Raw genomic sequence first — 13,508 nt, forward strand, 5'->3', positions numbered from 1 at the left:
GCGACTAGTCACAAGGCCACAATGGGGCCCTCGCCAGGTTGGGCGGCTCGCTGCACCCTTCAGGCGGCGTCACGCGATGCGCTAGAAATTTAACAGAATTTGGCGGCCCTTGCACCATCGGAGGCTCCTGCCAGACTGTCTGCATGAGTGGTCTCAACGAACCCGACAAGAACATCCCCAGCGAGTGTCGGTGCCATCCGACCAAGTTGACTCCACGGGCAGTCCTGGACTGCGCGAGATGTAGACGTCGCTCTATTCTCGCTCGGTGGCCGCCGAACATGGCCGACAATGAAGCCTGGGCCTTTGGGCTTTCAATCTAGCAGCGGCCGGCGACGCGGACGGGGCGGTACAGGTCCTCCGAGGAGCGATCGACACGGTTACCGATCCGTTGCTCAAAGGGTGGTGCCTGGAGGAACTCGCCACCTACGAGCACTTCGTTGACCCGATCGCCGCGCAGAAGACCCTGGCGGCTGCCCGCAAGCTCAACTCAGGAGTCCTTAAGCCACGGATTGCGCCGTCCAGGAAGAAGCTGGCCGGTCCTGCCGCTCAGGGTAAGGCTGCTGCAGAGTACTTGGGAGCCAATTACTGTGAGCCGCGAACCATGGAGCTCGCCGTGGCGTCGTTGTTCGACAACATCGCCTGGGGCGTCGAGTTCGCGGCAGACCGCGCCGAAGAACAGATCAGGCTCCTCGGGCTGCACCTTGGGTTCGGGTCCAGCCGTCCTGAAAAGGAAGACCGGGACGGTGGGCCAGACAACCTATGGGCTCTGACTCACAACCAGTATGCAGTCATCGAGTTGAAGACGGACATCTCGCGGAACAACCCAGTGATCGTCAAAAGCGAGGCTGAGCAGCTGGTGCATTCCATGGGGTGGTTCGCAGATCGATACCCAGACGATCAGGAGCCGATCCCGGTGCTGCTTCACCCTGGTGAGAAGCTTGAAGCTGCGGCTCATGTTCCATCCAGGACCCGTGTGATCACGAAAGATGACCTCACGGATCTCCGCACGGACGTCGAGGCGTTCATCAAAGGGTTGGCCGCCAACAGCTCTTGGGCAGACGCGGAATCCGTAGCGGCCAGTCTTGAACAAAACCGGCTAACTGCTCTGCAGGTCATCGCCCGGCATAGCCGCAAGTTAAGTAGGTAGACGAAAGGGCTTCGATCAATGGACGATCGCCTTGAGGACGCCCCGGTGCACCGAGCCGCCCCTCAGACCTCCTCCGAAGGCACTGACCCAGCCGGGCTTGGCCTGATCTCCGAGGAGATTCATGCAATGCCACCAGAGACTGACCATGATCCGAAGCAGATCGGCGAGTTGCCGGCGGCGCAACTTCGACTCGTTCATGAAGAACTGAACCGCCAACGCGAACTTACCCACAAGCGACATGACGCGATGCGTACTCGGGCCATCTTCCTGGCAGGAGCGGCGACTGCGGCTCTTGGAGCGCAAGCACCGAGAATTCAAAGTGCTGTCAAGGAGATCTTTGGTGTTCTGAGGCGTCTGCCAGGCCTACCCGAGTATAGCGAGCTTGTACATGTCTCGCTCCCAGCCTTCTTCACCGTTCTGGCCGTCCTGGCAGCGCTGGTGTCTGGGTGTTGTGGTCTTCGATGTCTGAGGGTCGAGCGTGGGGGCGAGATCGACGCCACGTTGCTCGCCCGGAACGCTCTGACGGAGGGAATGAGCGAGTATGCCGTCGAATGGGCACTTGTTGGCGATAAGCTTGCGGTACACGATCAGGACAATGAACGCCTGGAGGGCCTGCGGCGGTGGTTCCATTGTGGCGGGATACTTCTCGCTGTGTCGTGGCTCTTCGTGATAGGTCAGTTCTCGATTTCGAATTAGGAGAAATCATGGGTAAGGATCAGAACCCGCCTCCCCGCGTTTCGCTGCCGTCACCTCCACCTCAGCAGGTCCCAACCAACATCAGCGTCGTTGTGAAGGAGAGTGGGGTTCCTGTGCAGACTCGTGGAAGTGGGCAAGGACGTCCGGCTTCAGGCCGATGATGTCTTGCCAGCTCTCGCCTGGTGCCGCATTCAAGCGCCGCGGCACGTTCATGTAACGTCCCGATGCAGACAATATCAGGTCGGTCGAGCACGGTTCGATCCTTTCGTCGAACGGGAACCGTTCTAGTTTCGCGGGGCTGGATATTCTGACCATTCGCCGCCGGCGAGACGGGACTGCGGTCGTATGGTTTTGTGAGACAGCTTGATGGGAGCCTCAGTTTCAGATGACCACACGCAGAAAGACATACGACGCCGCGTTCCGGGAGGAATCGGTTCGACTGGTTTTGTCCTCGGACCGGCCTGTGAAGCAGATCGCCCAGGAGATCGGGGTGAAGGAAAGCACGCTGGGAAACTGGGTTCACAGGTCTAGGGACAGGCAACCGGACGCCCCTGCCCAAGCTGAGGACCGGGGGCCGGTGGCGTGGGACGAGCACCAGAAAGCGCTGGCCGAAAACGCGAGGTTGAAGGCCGAGGTCGAGTTCCTGGGAAAAGTCAGCGCCTTCTTTGCCGCGAAGCAAAAGTAGAGGACTTTTACGAGTTCATCGAAGCGGAGAAGGCCAACCATCCCGTGGCGTGGCTGTGCCGGGCGTTGAACGTCTCCCGGGCCTCGTTCTACCGGTGGCGGAACCCTGCCGGCCCTTCGCCCCGCGCCGTCCGGCACGAGGAGCTGGTCACCGCGGTCACCGAGCTCTACACCAAGGAGTCCGGGCGTGCCGGCCGGGACCAGCTGACCCTGCTGCTGAACGCGTCCGGGGTGAGGGTCTCCGCCCCCACCGTGGGGGCCATCATGCGCGAGCACGGCCTGCGCGCCATCCGCACCCAGGCATGGAAAAAGACCACGCTCCAGGACCCGCAGGCCAAGACCGCCCACATCGAGAACCACATGCTCGATCCCGAGGGGAAACGTGACTTCAACTCCACGGTGCCCGGGACCCGCCTGGTCGGAGACATTACCTACCTGCGCACCGGCGAGGGCTGGCTCTACCTGGCCACGGTCATCGACCTCTTCTCCGGCATGGTCATCGGCTGGTCCATGGCCGAGCACATGCGCGCCAGCCTGTGCACGGCTGCGCTGCGGATGGCCCGGAACCACGGCCACCTCGCCGGGCACTCCGTTATTTTTCACTCGGACCGGGGCACCCAATACACCTCGGAGGAATTCCAGAAATGGTGCGGCACCAACGCGGTGACCCAGTCCATGGGCAAGGTCGGGGTCTGCTGGGATAACGCGGTCGCCGAGAACTTCTTCTCGCACCTGAAGACCGAGTTCTACCACCACAACCGCTTCGGCTCCAGGCTCGCCGCCCGGACCGCCGTGATGGACTACATCGAGGGCTGGTACAACCGCCGCCGGCCCAACCGACGGGCCGGGGGCGTCCCGCCAGCCACCGCCCATGCAGCCCACCACACCAGCGCCCAGGAATCCCTGGCCGCCTAACCAACGACGAACCTGTCTCAAAAACTTGACGACCGCAGGACCATGCAGCGGCTGACGCGGGTGTGATGCCGAGCAGGTCGGACACGATGCGAGGGTGCAGCTGTCGAGTCAGCTCCATCAGAGCGGTGACGCGTGCGCTGCCGGCAAGAAGCCTTTCATTGCGAAGTCGACGGCTCAACGGACCGGGAGTGAGGGGCCGGCCTGGGTTCCTGCCGGGGAAGAGCCACGGTTCCGAACGGTTCCGGTGCGCATCAAGCAGTTGAACGATCGCCTCTCCGAGAACCTCGGGCAGTTCGATCGGTTCTGCGCCGACCATGAGTTTCACGGGTCGAGACGTTGCGTCGATCTGTGAGCGCGTGATCACGACTATTCGGGTCAGCTGTATGCCGTGGAGCAGCACAAGCAGTCCGCCGGCCCGGGTGACCGGATCCATGTCTGCCTTGGTGAGGAACGCGCGAGTCATTTCCCATCGGTGATCTGATGCGTAGTGACTTCCCTCGAGGCGATGTGAACGGAACTCGACACGGAGAGTACCTAATCGATGCCGCTGCTGCCATCGAGTGAATGGTGCGAGGGCATGTTGTTGAGAGAAGTTCACGGCCGACCTCAAAAGGTGACTGGGAACAAGTCGTGCGCCACGGCTTCGCCGGAGCGGCCCTGGCGGATGGCAAGAAAAACAATAGGCGCCGTACTCGTCCGGCATTCTATGGCGACGGCACTTTACGGTTCCAAGCCATGATCGACATTGAGTTCGGTAGCGCATGTGGGCAAGACATCGCAGACTTGTTGGATGCCACGCTTTCCTACCTGGCCGAGAGACAGCCAGCGTAAAGACGTGCTGGGCGCCGGGCCTCCCCTATTAGACAAAGAGCCTTGGCGGTTATTGGGCTCTCTGCAATCACGGACGCAACGCGCAGAGAGGGACGCCCCGATGGTCGCCAATGATGACGAGAACTGGTCCTCCAGGGAAGAAACCATCCTGCGTATACGGCGCGGAATCCGGGCGGCCCAACTCCGGATTACCCTCGACGAAGTCCAGGGACGCAAGACGCCGGGGGCAGTAGTACGACTAGCACAACTAACGCCCCCAAAGCTGCCGTCACCCTTCGTCACGTTGAGAACGCCCGACGGGAAGCTCCGGAGGGATCCGGCGTCGCGGAGAGAAATGGCTCTGTATTTGCGTCGCAACATTCTCGCCGCGCAGTTGAGGCTGGCCTTGGACAAGGAACGGGGCCGGGTGACTCCCGAAGCCGTGAAGAGGCTGGCCCAGATGGAACTTCCATCTCTGAGGTGAACGATCTTGGCGCCGCCGCCGGAACAGTCGCCACGGCTCATGCGCGGGCATTGGCATTCCGTCCCAGCTGCAATTCCTCGAAACATGCACCAAAAATGCACCACGAAGCTCCTGAGAATGCAGAAAACCCCCGGTTTCCCGGGGGTTTTCATTGGCGGTGACGGTGGGATTTGAACCCACGTTGGCTTTTACACCAAACAACATTTCGAGTGTTGCACCTTCGGCCGCTCGGACACGTCACCAACTGAAATAGGGTACCGGAGTGGAGGCCTGTTCCCCAAAACGGCCCCGCCGGTCCTGCCGTAGACGGCCGGCCCACGACCGGCCGCCCACACGGCCCGCCCCTCCTCAGCACCATCGCTTCCGCAAACGCAGCCGCAGGGCTAGATTCACAGACACGATGACTCTCCCGCAGCGAGCACAGCAGCACACACAAACGGCATTGGCCTACTGGACCGTGGGCCCCTGCCAAGGTGAACTTCGGCGTGAGGAGCTTCCGGCTCCGGCGCCGGGCCAGGCCTTGGTTCGTGCGTTGTATTCAGGTATCAGCAGGGGCACCGAACTGGTGGTCCACGAAGCGCACGTGCCGGCACGGATTGCGAAGGCCATGCGTGCACCCCATCAAACGGGAGACTTTCCGGCGCCGGTCAAGTTCGGCTATCTGTCGGTTGGCGTCGTTGAAGAAGGCCCCGAAGACTGGACCGGCCAGAACGTCTTCTGCCTGCATCCCCATCAGGACCGCTACGTGGTTCCGATCGCATCCCTCACCCGGATACCCGAGGGCGTGTCGCCACGCCGCGCCGTGCTGACCGGCATCGCGGAGATTGCCCTCAACGCCCTCTGGGAAGCCGGACCCCGCCTTGGCGACAGGATCGCCGTCGTCGGGGCCGGGCTGGTGGGCGGCATGACCGCAGCACTGCTGCGCAGCTTCCCGCTTGGGCGCTTGCAACTCGTGGAAACGGATCCCGGGAAGCGCGGGTTCGTGGAATCGCTGGGGGTGGAATTCGTCCTTCCGAACGACGCAAAGCAGGACTGCGACATCGTGTTCCATTGCTCGGCCACCGATGAAGGATTGGCCCGCAGTCTGCAGCTCGTGGGTGACGAGGGCGAGATTATCGAGCTCTCTTGGTACGGCAACCGGGCTGTTTCTTTGCCGTTGGGGGAGGACTTCCACGCCCGGCGCCTATCTATCCGCGCCAGCCAAGTCGGGGTGGTGTCCCGTTCGCGCCGGCACCGCAGGACGTCGAGCGAGCGGCTGCAGCTGGCGGTGTCTTTGCTGCGGGACCCGGTGTTCGACGCGTTCCTCACGGGAGAGTCACCGTTCGAGGAGCTACCCGAGGTCTTCGACGGCCTGGAAAACGGCGAGCTTGACGATCTCTGCCACGTCATTGCCTACCCCGAGCCTCCGAACCGGGAAGGAAACCAGGCCTAACGATGTTCAGCCTCACCGTTCGCCGCCACTTCATGATCGCGCACAGCCTTCCGCGGGAATCGTTCGGGCCGGCCCAAGGACTCCATGGAGCCACTTTCGTGGCCGAGGTGACATTCCGCCGGGCGGACCTGAACGACGACGCGATCGTGCTTGACATCGGTGCTGCCGGAACCATCCTGGACGAGGTGCTCGCCCCCCTGAACTACAGGAACCTCGACGAGCACCCCGACTTCGCCGGGCAGCTTACGACCACGGAGGTCCTGGCCCACTTCATCGCCAAGGCGGTTGCCGCCAGGGTCCGCGAGAGCGACGACGGCGGTGCGCTCGCCGGCGTCGACGTGCTGTTGCGCGAGCATCCCGACGCCTGGGCAGGTTTCTCGCTGGAATTCGATCGCTAGCTCGCGCGGGACCGCCCGGACGCCGAGCAAACGGTGCAGAATGGGGCCATGACGTCCGCCGTGCTTTCCACCCAAACGCTCACTCCGGAACTGCTCCGTGCCTGGGCGTGGCACCGGCAGGGCCTCGACGGCTCACTCGCCGGCAAGACCTCCGAGGAGGTCCTGGACCGTGCAGGCTGGGCCCGCTCCGTGGGCGGGGCCAACCCGTACCTGACGCTCTTCGCCCGGGCCGGGATCAGGCGCGAACAGGTGGATCGAGACGTCGCCGAGCTGAAAATCCACGAACTCCCCACGGCCCGCGGTTGCACCTATGTCCTGGGCCGGAACGACTTCGCCTGGGGCCTCCAGGTGGGCCGGGACGCCGCAGTGGCGCCGTTCAAGGTCTTGGCCCGGCTCGGCGTCGAACGCGGTGAGATCACCCTGCTCGAAGAGCAGGTGCTGCACACCCTCATGGAGTCCAGCGACCCCATGGATCCGAAGCAGCTCAAGGACGAGCTCGGCGAATCCGTCCGCAGCCTCGGCGAAGAAGGCAAGAAAAAGGGCGCGGCCACCACCCTTCCCACGGCGTTGGGCCTCCTGCAAGCCGACGGCCGCATCCGTCGCGTCCCCGTCAACGGCCGCCTCGACCAGCAGCGCTACGCCTACACGTCGTGGGTGCTGCCGCCGAGCCCCATCCACGACGACGCCGCCCACGCACGCTTGATCGAACGGTACCTGCGCTGGACCGGCGGCGCGACGTTCAAGCAGAGCCAATGGTTCACGGGCTTCACTGTCGCGCAGAGCAAGGCGGCCCTGGCCGCCGTCGCCGCCAGCGAAGTGACCACCGCGGCGGGCGAGCCGCTGTGGATGCTGCCCGACGACGTCGAACGCCTTTTCGCGTTCAAGGCACCCCAGGAGGAACAGATTCAGCTTCTGGCCGGGACCGACTCCTTAGTGCTGTTGCGTAGGAATTCAGCGGACATGCTGGCCGACGAGGACCGGGGCAAGAAGGTCCTGGACACAACGCTGGCGTTGCAGGCAGACCTGTCGGACCACCCGATCCTTGACCGGGGACGGATTATCGGGCTCTGGCAGTACAATCCTGGCAAGGCAGGGATCGCCGCCTGGACGTTCGACAAGCCCACCCCTGCCGTTACCCAGCGCATCAGTGAAGTGGAGAGCTGGATCCGCGAGGACCTCGGGGATTTCCGCTCGTTCAGCCTGGATTCTCCGGCCTCGCGGCAGAGGCGCATCGATGCCTTGGTTGAGGCGAACGCCGCAAACGGCTAAGGCTGGGTTCAGCCCAGAGGTGGGTTCAGTCCACCCAGAAGCCGGAGAACTCGCCAGTGGCTTGAGTGAAGGTGGCATCCACGTGTTTTACGCGCCCTGGGGCGTCCCGGGATTGCAGCCATTCCAGCAGGGAATCGACGGCGTCGCGATCGCCTTCTGCGATCACTTGCACCGAGCCGTCCATCTGGTTGGCCGCCTCCCCGGACAGTCCCAACAGCCGGGCTTGATGCATTGTCGAGTAGCGGAAACCGACGCCTTGGACGCGGCCGGTCACTGTAGCCGTGACCCGCACAGGGGAACTCATGCGGCACCTGATCCATACGGCCGCGTGATCGCCTCAAGGAAATGCCCGTCTGGATCCGCGAAGTAGACGCCGCGTCCGCCGTCGTTGTGGTTGATCTGCTGCGGCCGGGACCGCGCGGGGTCCGCCCAGTAGGGGATTCCTTCGGCCTGGATCCTCGCGAAGATCCCGTCGAAGTCCTCCTCGCTGACCAGGAAGGCATAGTGCTGCGGGGAGATGGGCCGGTCAGTGGCGGCGAAATCGAGGGCCACTCCGTGGTCCAGGGACACGGTCATGAAGGACCACATTGGCTGCGGCTTCGGCAGTCCAAACACCCTGGCCAGGAACTCCGCGGAACGGCGCTTGTCCGTTGCATAGACGATGGTGTGGTTGAAAGAGACCGTCATGGTGTCCTCCTCAGGTGTGCTGTCTGAGACCATCTGACGTCCAACACCCGCAGATTTCAAGAGCTCGAGGCCAGTGCGCCTGGGGTGCTGCTATTTCCGGTGGGCTGCGAAGAAATCGCGCAGCAAGGCCGAGCATTCGTCCTCGCGCACGCCTGCGTAGACCTCTACCCAGTGGTTGAGGCGGCGTTCCCGCAAGATGTCGAACACGGATCCGGCGGCACCGGCCTTCTCGTCCCACGCGCCGAAGACCACCCGCGGAATCCGCGCGAGCACAATGGCGCCGGCACACATCGCGCACGGTTCCAGCGTCACCACGAGTGTGCAGTCCTCGAGCCGCCAACCATCGCCACCTTCGCCGAGTTCAAGGGCGTGGCGTTGCAGGGCTGCCGCGGCCTCGCGGATTGCCACGATCTCGGCGTGCGCCGTCGGGTCGCCGTGCGCTTCCCGTTCGTTTCGTCCGGCACCCAGCACGCCGCCGTCGGGCCCAAGAACCACCGCGCCGATCGGCACATCGTCCGTATCGAGTGCCAAGCGGGCCTCGTCCAAGGCAATGCCCATCCAGGCCGCGTGCTCTGCGTGATAAGGCTCGTTGGTGCTCATGCCTCAATGATAGTTTTGGACTCATGCGCACACTCGTCGTGGACCACCCGCTGGTCGCTCACAAGCTCACCGTTCTGCGGGATAAGAACACTCCTTCACCGGTCTTCCGGCAACTCACCGAAGAACTCGTCACCCTTCTGGCCTATGAGGCCACCCGCGAGGTCAGGACCGAACCGGTGGAGATCGAAACTCCCGTCACGAAGGCGATCGGTACAGCCTTCACCAAGCCGACGCCGCTGGTGGTTCCCATTCTGCGCGCAGGCCTCGGCATGCTTGAGGGCATGACCAAGCTGGTCCCCACTGCCGAAGTGGGCTTCCTGGGCATGGCCCGTGACGAAGAAACCCTGGACATCATCACCTACGCCGAGCGCCTCCCCGAGGACCTCACCGGCCGCCAGATCTTCGTTTTGGACCCCATGCTTGCCACCGGCGGCACCTTGCGCGAAGCAATCAAGTTCCTTTTCAAGCGCGGCGCTTCGGACGTCACGTGCATCTGCCTGCTGGCCGCCCCGGAAGGCCTGGCCAAGCTCGAGGAAGAACTTTCCGACGCCAACGTGAAGATCGTTCTCGCCTCCATCGACGAGAAGCTCAACGAGAAGGCCTACATCGTTCCGGGCCTTGGCGACGCAGGAGACCGGTTGTACGGCGTGGCCGGCTAACGAGTCCGTGCTACCCGCTCCGGATGCCCCGGACCGGTTTCCCCTCTTTTGGTACCGGAAAGCACTTGCGACGCGGCGAGTCGCGCCATTTCGGGGCTTCCGCCCGGCAAAGAAGGGGAGAAAGCTACAGGGCCGGTGGGACAAAGTCCCGGCACGAGGAACTAGCCCGCCCGGCGCTGGGCCTTGCTTGCCTTGAGCACCATGGGCAGCTTGGACCGCAGGGTGCATTCAAGCAGCTCCTCGGCTGTCGAGTCCTGTTCGTAGATCTCGGGCAGGCGGATGCCGATCAGGGTGTTCATGAGCATGCCCTGCGCAAGGAAATCGCGGGCGGTTTCAGGGAGCAGGCCGGCTTCATCCCGCACTAGGCGGTAAATATCCAGGAATCCTTCCCTGGCCCGCGCCCCGATGGCTGGCTCGTGACCTGCCACGAAAGCCTGCATCAGCATCATGAGGATCCCGCGGTCCTCGATCAGATCCGCGTAGGCAATGGCCATGAGCTGTTTGAGTTGTTCCGGCCGGCCGCTCCCGGCGGCAGCATCTAGATGCTGCAGTTCTTCGGTGAGCTCACCGGCGTCGTAGGCTGCGATGACTTCGCGGAACGCCCGCAGCAACTTTCCTTGCGCGCGGTCCAAGGCCTCAAGGAACAGGGTTTCCTTGGTACCGAACATCCGCACCACGTATGGCTGGCTGATCCCTGCGGCCTTGGCCACTTGGTCCGTGGTGGAGCCGGCGTAACCACGCTCGGCGAAGACGCCGGTGGCAGCTTCCAGGATCAGCGCTCGCCTTTGCGCCGCAGGAATCCGCTCGGCAGTTGCCTGACTGGTTGAGGTCGTCTCCGGGGCGCCGGTGCCCACTGTTTTCTTCGCCACACTTGACATGTTATCAGTCGATAACTAACTTTGGGGTTTAAGTAATCATTCGATTACAACATCCCGATAAAGCGGCACTTCAGCGACCCCGTGGAGTCATCATGAAACGCACCATTCCCGTCTGGTTGGCCATTGTGGCCGCCTCCCTGCCTGTCTTCATGGCCACACTGGACAACCTTGTGGTCACCAATGCCCTGCCCGTGATGCACAAGGCCCTTGGCGCGAGCGTCGAGGAACTGCAGTGGATCGTCAATGCCTACTCTCTCAGCTTCGCGGCATTCATGCTTTTAGCTGTCGGCCTGGGGGACCGCTTCGGCCGGCGCCACGTTTTCATCGCCGGCTTGGCCATCTTCACCCTGGCTTCGGCGGCAGCAGCCGTCAGCACGGAACCGTGGCAGCTCATCGGCGCCCGCGCAGTCCAAGGCGTTGGTTCCGCGGCCCTCATGCCGCTTTCGCTCACCCTTCTGGTGGGCTCGGTCAGCGACAAGCTGCGTCCGCTCGCCATCGGCATCTGGGGCGGCGTATCCGGCCTGGGTGTGGCCCTGGGTCCATTGATCGGCGGCGCCGTGGTTGAAGGCTGGAGCTGGGAAGCGATCTTCTGGCTCAATGTGCCCATCGGAATCCTGTCGATTCCTCTAGCGCTCTTCGCCCTGCCGAATAGCTTCGGCGCCCGCGTTCGCGCCGACGTCGTAGGCCTTCTTCTCTCCGGACTGGGTCTCCTTGCGCTCGTGTTCGGCATTGTCCGCGGGAACGACGCCGGCTGGTCCAGTGCCGAAATGCTCGGCGCCTTGATCGGTGGTGGCGTCCTGCTGCTTGCCTTCGTGCTGTGGGAATCCCGTGTCGCAGCGCCGCTGCTTCCGCTCAGGCTCTTCCGCGACCGCAGCTTCACAGTGGCCAACCTCATCGGCCTGACCTTCAGCTTCGGGATCTTCGGGTCTGTCTTCATCCTCATCCAGTTCCTGCAAGTGGTGCAGGGTCACGGACCTCTCGCGGCCGGCGTCATGACCATGCCCTGGACCCTGGCGCCCATGTTTGTGGCACCGCTCGCAGGCCTGTTGGCACCGCGGCTCGGCACCAAGACGCTTATGGTCACAGGCCTCGCCTTGCTCACGGCGGGCATGTTCTGGCTGGCCGGAGTTCTTTCTGCGACCGTCCCGTATGAAACCCTGGTGCCCGGCTTCATTGCGGCGGGAATCGGCATGGGCCTGGTTTTCGCCCCGATGTCGACGGCGGTGCTCGCCAACATGCGCGCCGAGGACCACGCGAAGGCGAGCGGCACCAACTCCACGCTCCGGGAGATCGGTGTGGCCCTCGGTGTGGCCGTTCTGACGGCGGTCTTCACCGGAGCTGGCGGCAAACTCACCCCCACGGGCTACGTGGATGCAGCAATTCCCGCCATCTATGTTGGTGCGTCCGTGCTGGTCCTTGCCACCTTGGTGGCGTGGCTTCTTCCGTCCCGCACTCGCGCCGGTAGCCTGGCCGAGCAACTCGCCCCAAGCCAGGCGGAAACCGCAGCCGGCGTGGGCACCCGGGGGAGCGCCGCCGTCGAGCCTTCCCTTCAAACGGTCTAGCCAACGCCCCGCTAATTCGCGGGTGTGGGGCGGGGGGGGGGGGGGGGGGCGCGCCGCCCCCCCCCCCCCCCCCCCGGCCCACACCCACGGTCTCGGCGTTGCCGCGGAGCCGGAGCGATTGCCCTCTACCAGTTTTCCGGCTCCGCCGATAGCCTTTGGCACATGGACTGGAAACTCGAACTTGTGTTTGTCCCTGTGTCCGATGTGGACCGCGCCAAGGATTTCTACGTCAACAAGGTGGGCTTCAATGCCGACTACGACGAGCGGCCCATGGACGGCATCCGCTTTGTCCAGCTGACTCCGCCAGGCTCGGCCTGCTCCATCTGCATCGGCGAGGGCCTCAACGATGCCCCTCCCGGCACTGCTCCCAGCCTGCAGATGGTGGTGGGCGACATTCAGGAGGCACACGACCAACTGAAGGCCAACGGCGTGGAAGTCAGCGAGATCGACGTCCAGGATTGGGGCCACTTTGTGTACTTCGCCGATCCGGACGGCAACAAATGGGCTGTCCAGTACATCCCCAGCAGGCCCAACGGCTAGGACTCACGCCGTAAAAGTTAGTGTGCGGCCGGGCCGTGCGGGCAGGATGGATGCATGAACCTGCCTGCTGAATCCGTGAAAACCCTGACCGTCCGGGCTGTTCTCTTCGATATGGACGGTACCTTGGTGGACTCCACCGCGATCGTGGAACAGGTGTGGAGCGAATTCGCCAGCCGCTATGGACTGGACATCGAGGAGATCCTGCGGACCTCCCACGGCGTCCAGGCCAAGGACACGGTGCGCCGCTTCGCCCCGGCGGGAGCTGACATCGACGCGCTCGCCGAGGAACTCGGGGAGATGGAGCGGACGCGGACGGACGGGATTGTGGCATTGCCCGGAGCCGCGGAGCTGCTGGAGTCCTTGCCTGCCGACGCCGTCGCGATGGTCACCTCGGCCGATCGGATCCTCGCCGGGGTGCGCATGCAAGCAGCCGGCCTCGGCATGCCGGCTACAACCGTGACCTCCGAGGCCGTGACCCGCGGCAAGCCGGACCCGGAGGGGTACCTCACGGCTGCCGCGCTGCTCGGCGCCGAGCCGGCCGACGTCGTCGTTTTCGAGGACGCTCCGGCGGGCATCGCTGCAGCGCTCGCCGCCGGAATGAGGACGGTCGTAGTGGGCGACGCCGGTGGCCACGTGGCAGATAGGCTGTGGCAGATCGCGGATTACTCCGCCGTCTCTGCCACAGCCGTTCTGGACGCTTCGGGCCGCAGGGTCATCGAACTGCGGTTCTAACCGGTCGAGGCCAGG

General features: G+C 63.9%; 16 protein-coding genes and 1 tRNA gene. 10 read left to right on the plus strand and 7 right to left on the minus strand.

What is annotated here, in order from left to right:
• Window positions 1-388: 388 nt before the first annotated feature.
• Complete coding sequence (locus tag OOZ51_RS11195) at window positions 389-1,147, plus strand: hypothetical protein (RefSeq protein ID WP_265979611.1); 759 nt, start codon at window positions 389-391, stop codon at window positions 1,145-1,147.
• 15 nt (window positions 1,148-1,162) lie between these two features.
• Here the strand turns inward: OOZ51_RS11195 and OOZ51_RS11200 are convergent, their stop codons facing one another.
• Together OOZ51_RS11200 and OOZ51_RS11205 are read right to left on the minus strand one after the other, a co-directional pair.
• Window positions 1,163-1,387: a hypothetical protein gene (locus OOZ51_RS11200; RefSeq protein ID WP_265979613.1), complete on the minus strand. Its 225-nt coding sequence runs from the start codon at window positions 1,385-1,387 to the stop codon at window positions 1,163-1,165.
• Between the two features lie 123 nt (window positions 1,388-1,510).
• Window positions 1,511-1,777 carry a hypothetical protein gene (locus OOZ51_RS11205; protein ID WP_265979615.1) on the minus strand — a complete coding sequence of 89 codons (267 nt, stop codon included), beginning with the start codon at window positions 1,775-1,777 and terminating at the stop codon, window positions 1,511-1,513.
• A gap of 451 nt (window positions 1,778-2,228) precedes the next feature.
• On the opposite strand from OOZ51_RS11205, the gene OOZ51_RS11210 reads away from it, so the two are divergent.
• Both OOZ51_RS11210 and OOZ51_RS11215 read left to right on the plus strand, forming a co-directional pair.
• Window positions 2,229-3,442 (plus strand): IS3 family transposase gene (locus OOZ51_RS11210; RefSeq protein WP_265979617.1). Its coding sequence is split into 2 segments (ribosomal slippage): window positions 2,229-2,490 and window positions 2,490-3,442, totalling 1,215 coding nucleotides; the frame shifts between segments, so codons are not numbered across the junction.
• Window positions 3,443-4,373: 931 nt separating this feature from the next.
• Window positions 4,374-4,736, plus strand: a complete 363-nt coding sequence (locus tag OOZ51_RS11215) for a hypothetical protein (protein ID WP_265979618.1) — start codon at window positions 4,374-4,376, stop codon at window positions 4,734-4,736.
• 152 nt (window positions 4,737-4,888) lie between these two features.
• Here the strand turns inward: OOZ51_RS11215 and OOZ51_RS11220 are convergent.
• Window positions 4,889-4,978 (minus strand) — tRNA-Ser (locus OOZ51_RS11220).
• 158 nt (window positions 4,979-5,136) lie between these two features.
• On the opposite strand from OOZ51_RS11220, the gene OOZ51_RS11225 reads away from it, so the two are divergent.
• The 3 genes from OOZ51_RS11225 to OOZ51_RS11235 are packed head-to-tail and all read left to right on the plus strand — an operon-like array spanning window position 5,137 to window position 7,835.
• On the plus strand, window positions 5,137-6,168 hold the full coding sequence (locus tag OOZ51_RS11225; protein WP_265979620.1) for a zinc-dependent alcohol dehydrogenase: 1,032 nt from the start codon (window positions 5,137-5,139) through the stop codon (window positions 6,166-6,168).
• Between the two features lie 2 nt (window positions 6,169-6,170).
• The gene (locus tag OOZ51_RS11230; RefSeq protein ID WP_265979621.1) at window positions 6,171-6,566 is read left to right on the plus strand and encodes a 6-pyruvoyl trahydropterin synthase family protein; all 396 of its coding nucleotides are present in this window, start codon (window positions 6,171-6,173) and stop codon (window positions 6,564-6,566) included.
• 48 nt (window positions 6,567-6,614) lie between these two features.
• The gene (locus OOZ51_RS11235; protein ID WP_265979623.1) at window positions 6,615-7,835 is read left to right on the plus strand and encodes a DNA glycosylase AlkZ-like family protein; all 1,221 of its coding nucleotides are present in this window, start codon (window positions 6,615-6,617) and stop codon (window positions 7,833-7,835) included.
• A gap of 25 nt (window positions 7,836-7,860) precedes the next feature.
• On the opposite strand, the gene OOZ51_RS11240 is transcribed toward OOZ51_RS11235, so the two are convergent.
• The 3 genes from OOZ51_RS11240 to tadA form a co-directional block, all read right to left on the minus strand.
• On the minus strand, window positions 7,861-8,139 hold the full coding sequence (locus OOZ51_RS11240) for an acylphosphatase (RefSeq protein ID WP_265979625.1): 279 nt from the start codon (window positions 8,137-8,139) through the stop codon (window positions 7,861-7,863).
• Window positions 8,136-8,522, minus strand: a complete 387-nt coding sequence (locus OOZ51_RS11245) for a VOC family protein (RefSeq protein WP_265979627.1) — start codon at window positions 8,520-8,522, stop codon at window positions 8,136-8,138. Before OOZ51_RS11245 ends, OOZ51_RS11240 begins: the two co-directional genes overlap by 4 nt.
• A gap of 90 nt (window positions 8,523-8,612) precedes the next feature.
• A complete protein-coding gene (gene tadA, locus OOZ51_RS11250) occupies window positions 8,613-9,122 on the minus strand; it encodes a tRNA adenosine(34) deaminase TadA (RefSeq protein ID WP_265979629.1) in 510 nt (169 codons plus the stop codon).
• A 23-nt stretch (window positions 9,123-9,145) separates the two neighbouring features.
• On the opposite strand from tadA, the gene upp reads away from it, so the two are divergent.
• Complete coding sequence (gene upp / locus OOZ51_RS11255) at window positions 9,146-9,781, plus strand: uracil phosphoribosyltransferase (protein WP_265979631.1); 636 nt, start codon at window positions 9,146-9,148, stop codon at window positions 9,779-9,781.
• A 161-nt stretch (window positions 9,782-9,942) separates the two neighbouring features.
• Here upp and OOZ51_RS11260 read toward each other — a convergent pair whose 3' ends face one another.
• Window positions 9,943-10,650 (minus strand): TetR/AcrR family transcriptional regulator, encoded by a 708-nt coding sequence (locus OOZ51_RS11260; RefSeq protein WP_265979633.1) that lies wholly within the window; start codon window positions 10,648-10,650, stop codon window positions 9,943-9,945.
• Between the two features lie 101 nt (window positions 10,651-10,751).
• On the opposite strand from OOZ51_RS11260, the gene OOZ51_RS11265 reads away from it, so the two are divergent.
• The 3 genes from OOZ51_RS11265 (at window position 10,752) to OOZ51_RS11275 (ending at window position 13,493) form a co-directional block, all read left to right on the plus strand.
• The gene (locus OOZ51_RS11265; protein WP_265979635.1) at window positions 10,752-12,221 is read left to right on the plus strand and encodes an MFS transporter; all 1,470 of its coding nucleotides are present in this window, start codon (window positions 10,752-10,754) and stop codon (window positions 12,219-12,221) included.
• A gap of 162 nt (window positions 12,222-12,383) precedes the next feature.
• Window positions 12,384-12,761: a VOC family protein gene (locus OOZ51_RS11270; RefSeq protein WP_265979637.1), complete on the plus strand. Its 378-nt coding sequence runs from the start codon at window positions 12,384-12,386 to the stop codon at window positions 12,759-12,761.
• Between the two features lie 54 nt (window positions 12,762-12,815).
• Window positions 12,816-13,493: an HAD-IA family hydrolase gene (locus tag OOZ51_RS11275; RefSeq protein ID WP_265979638.1), complete on the plus strand. Its 678-nt coding sequence runs from the start codon at window positions 12,816-12,818 to the stop codon at window positions 13,491-13,493.
• Window positions 13,494-13,508: the final 15 nt, after the last annotated feature.

Source organism: Arthrobacter rhizophilus, assembly GCF_026241105.1.
In the GTDB taxonomy this organism is placed as follows: Bacteria; Actinomycetota; Actinomycetes; order Actinomycetales; family Micrococcaceae; genus Arthrobacter.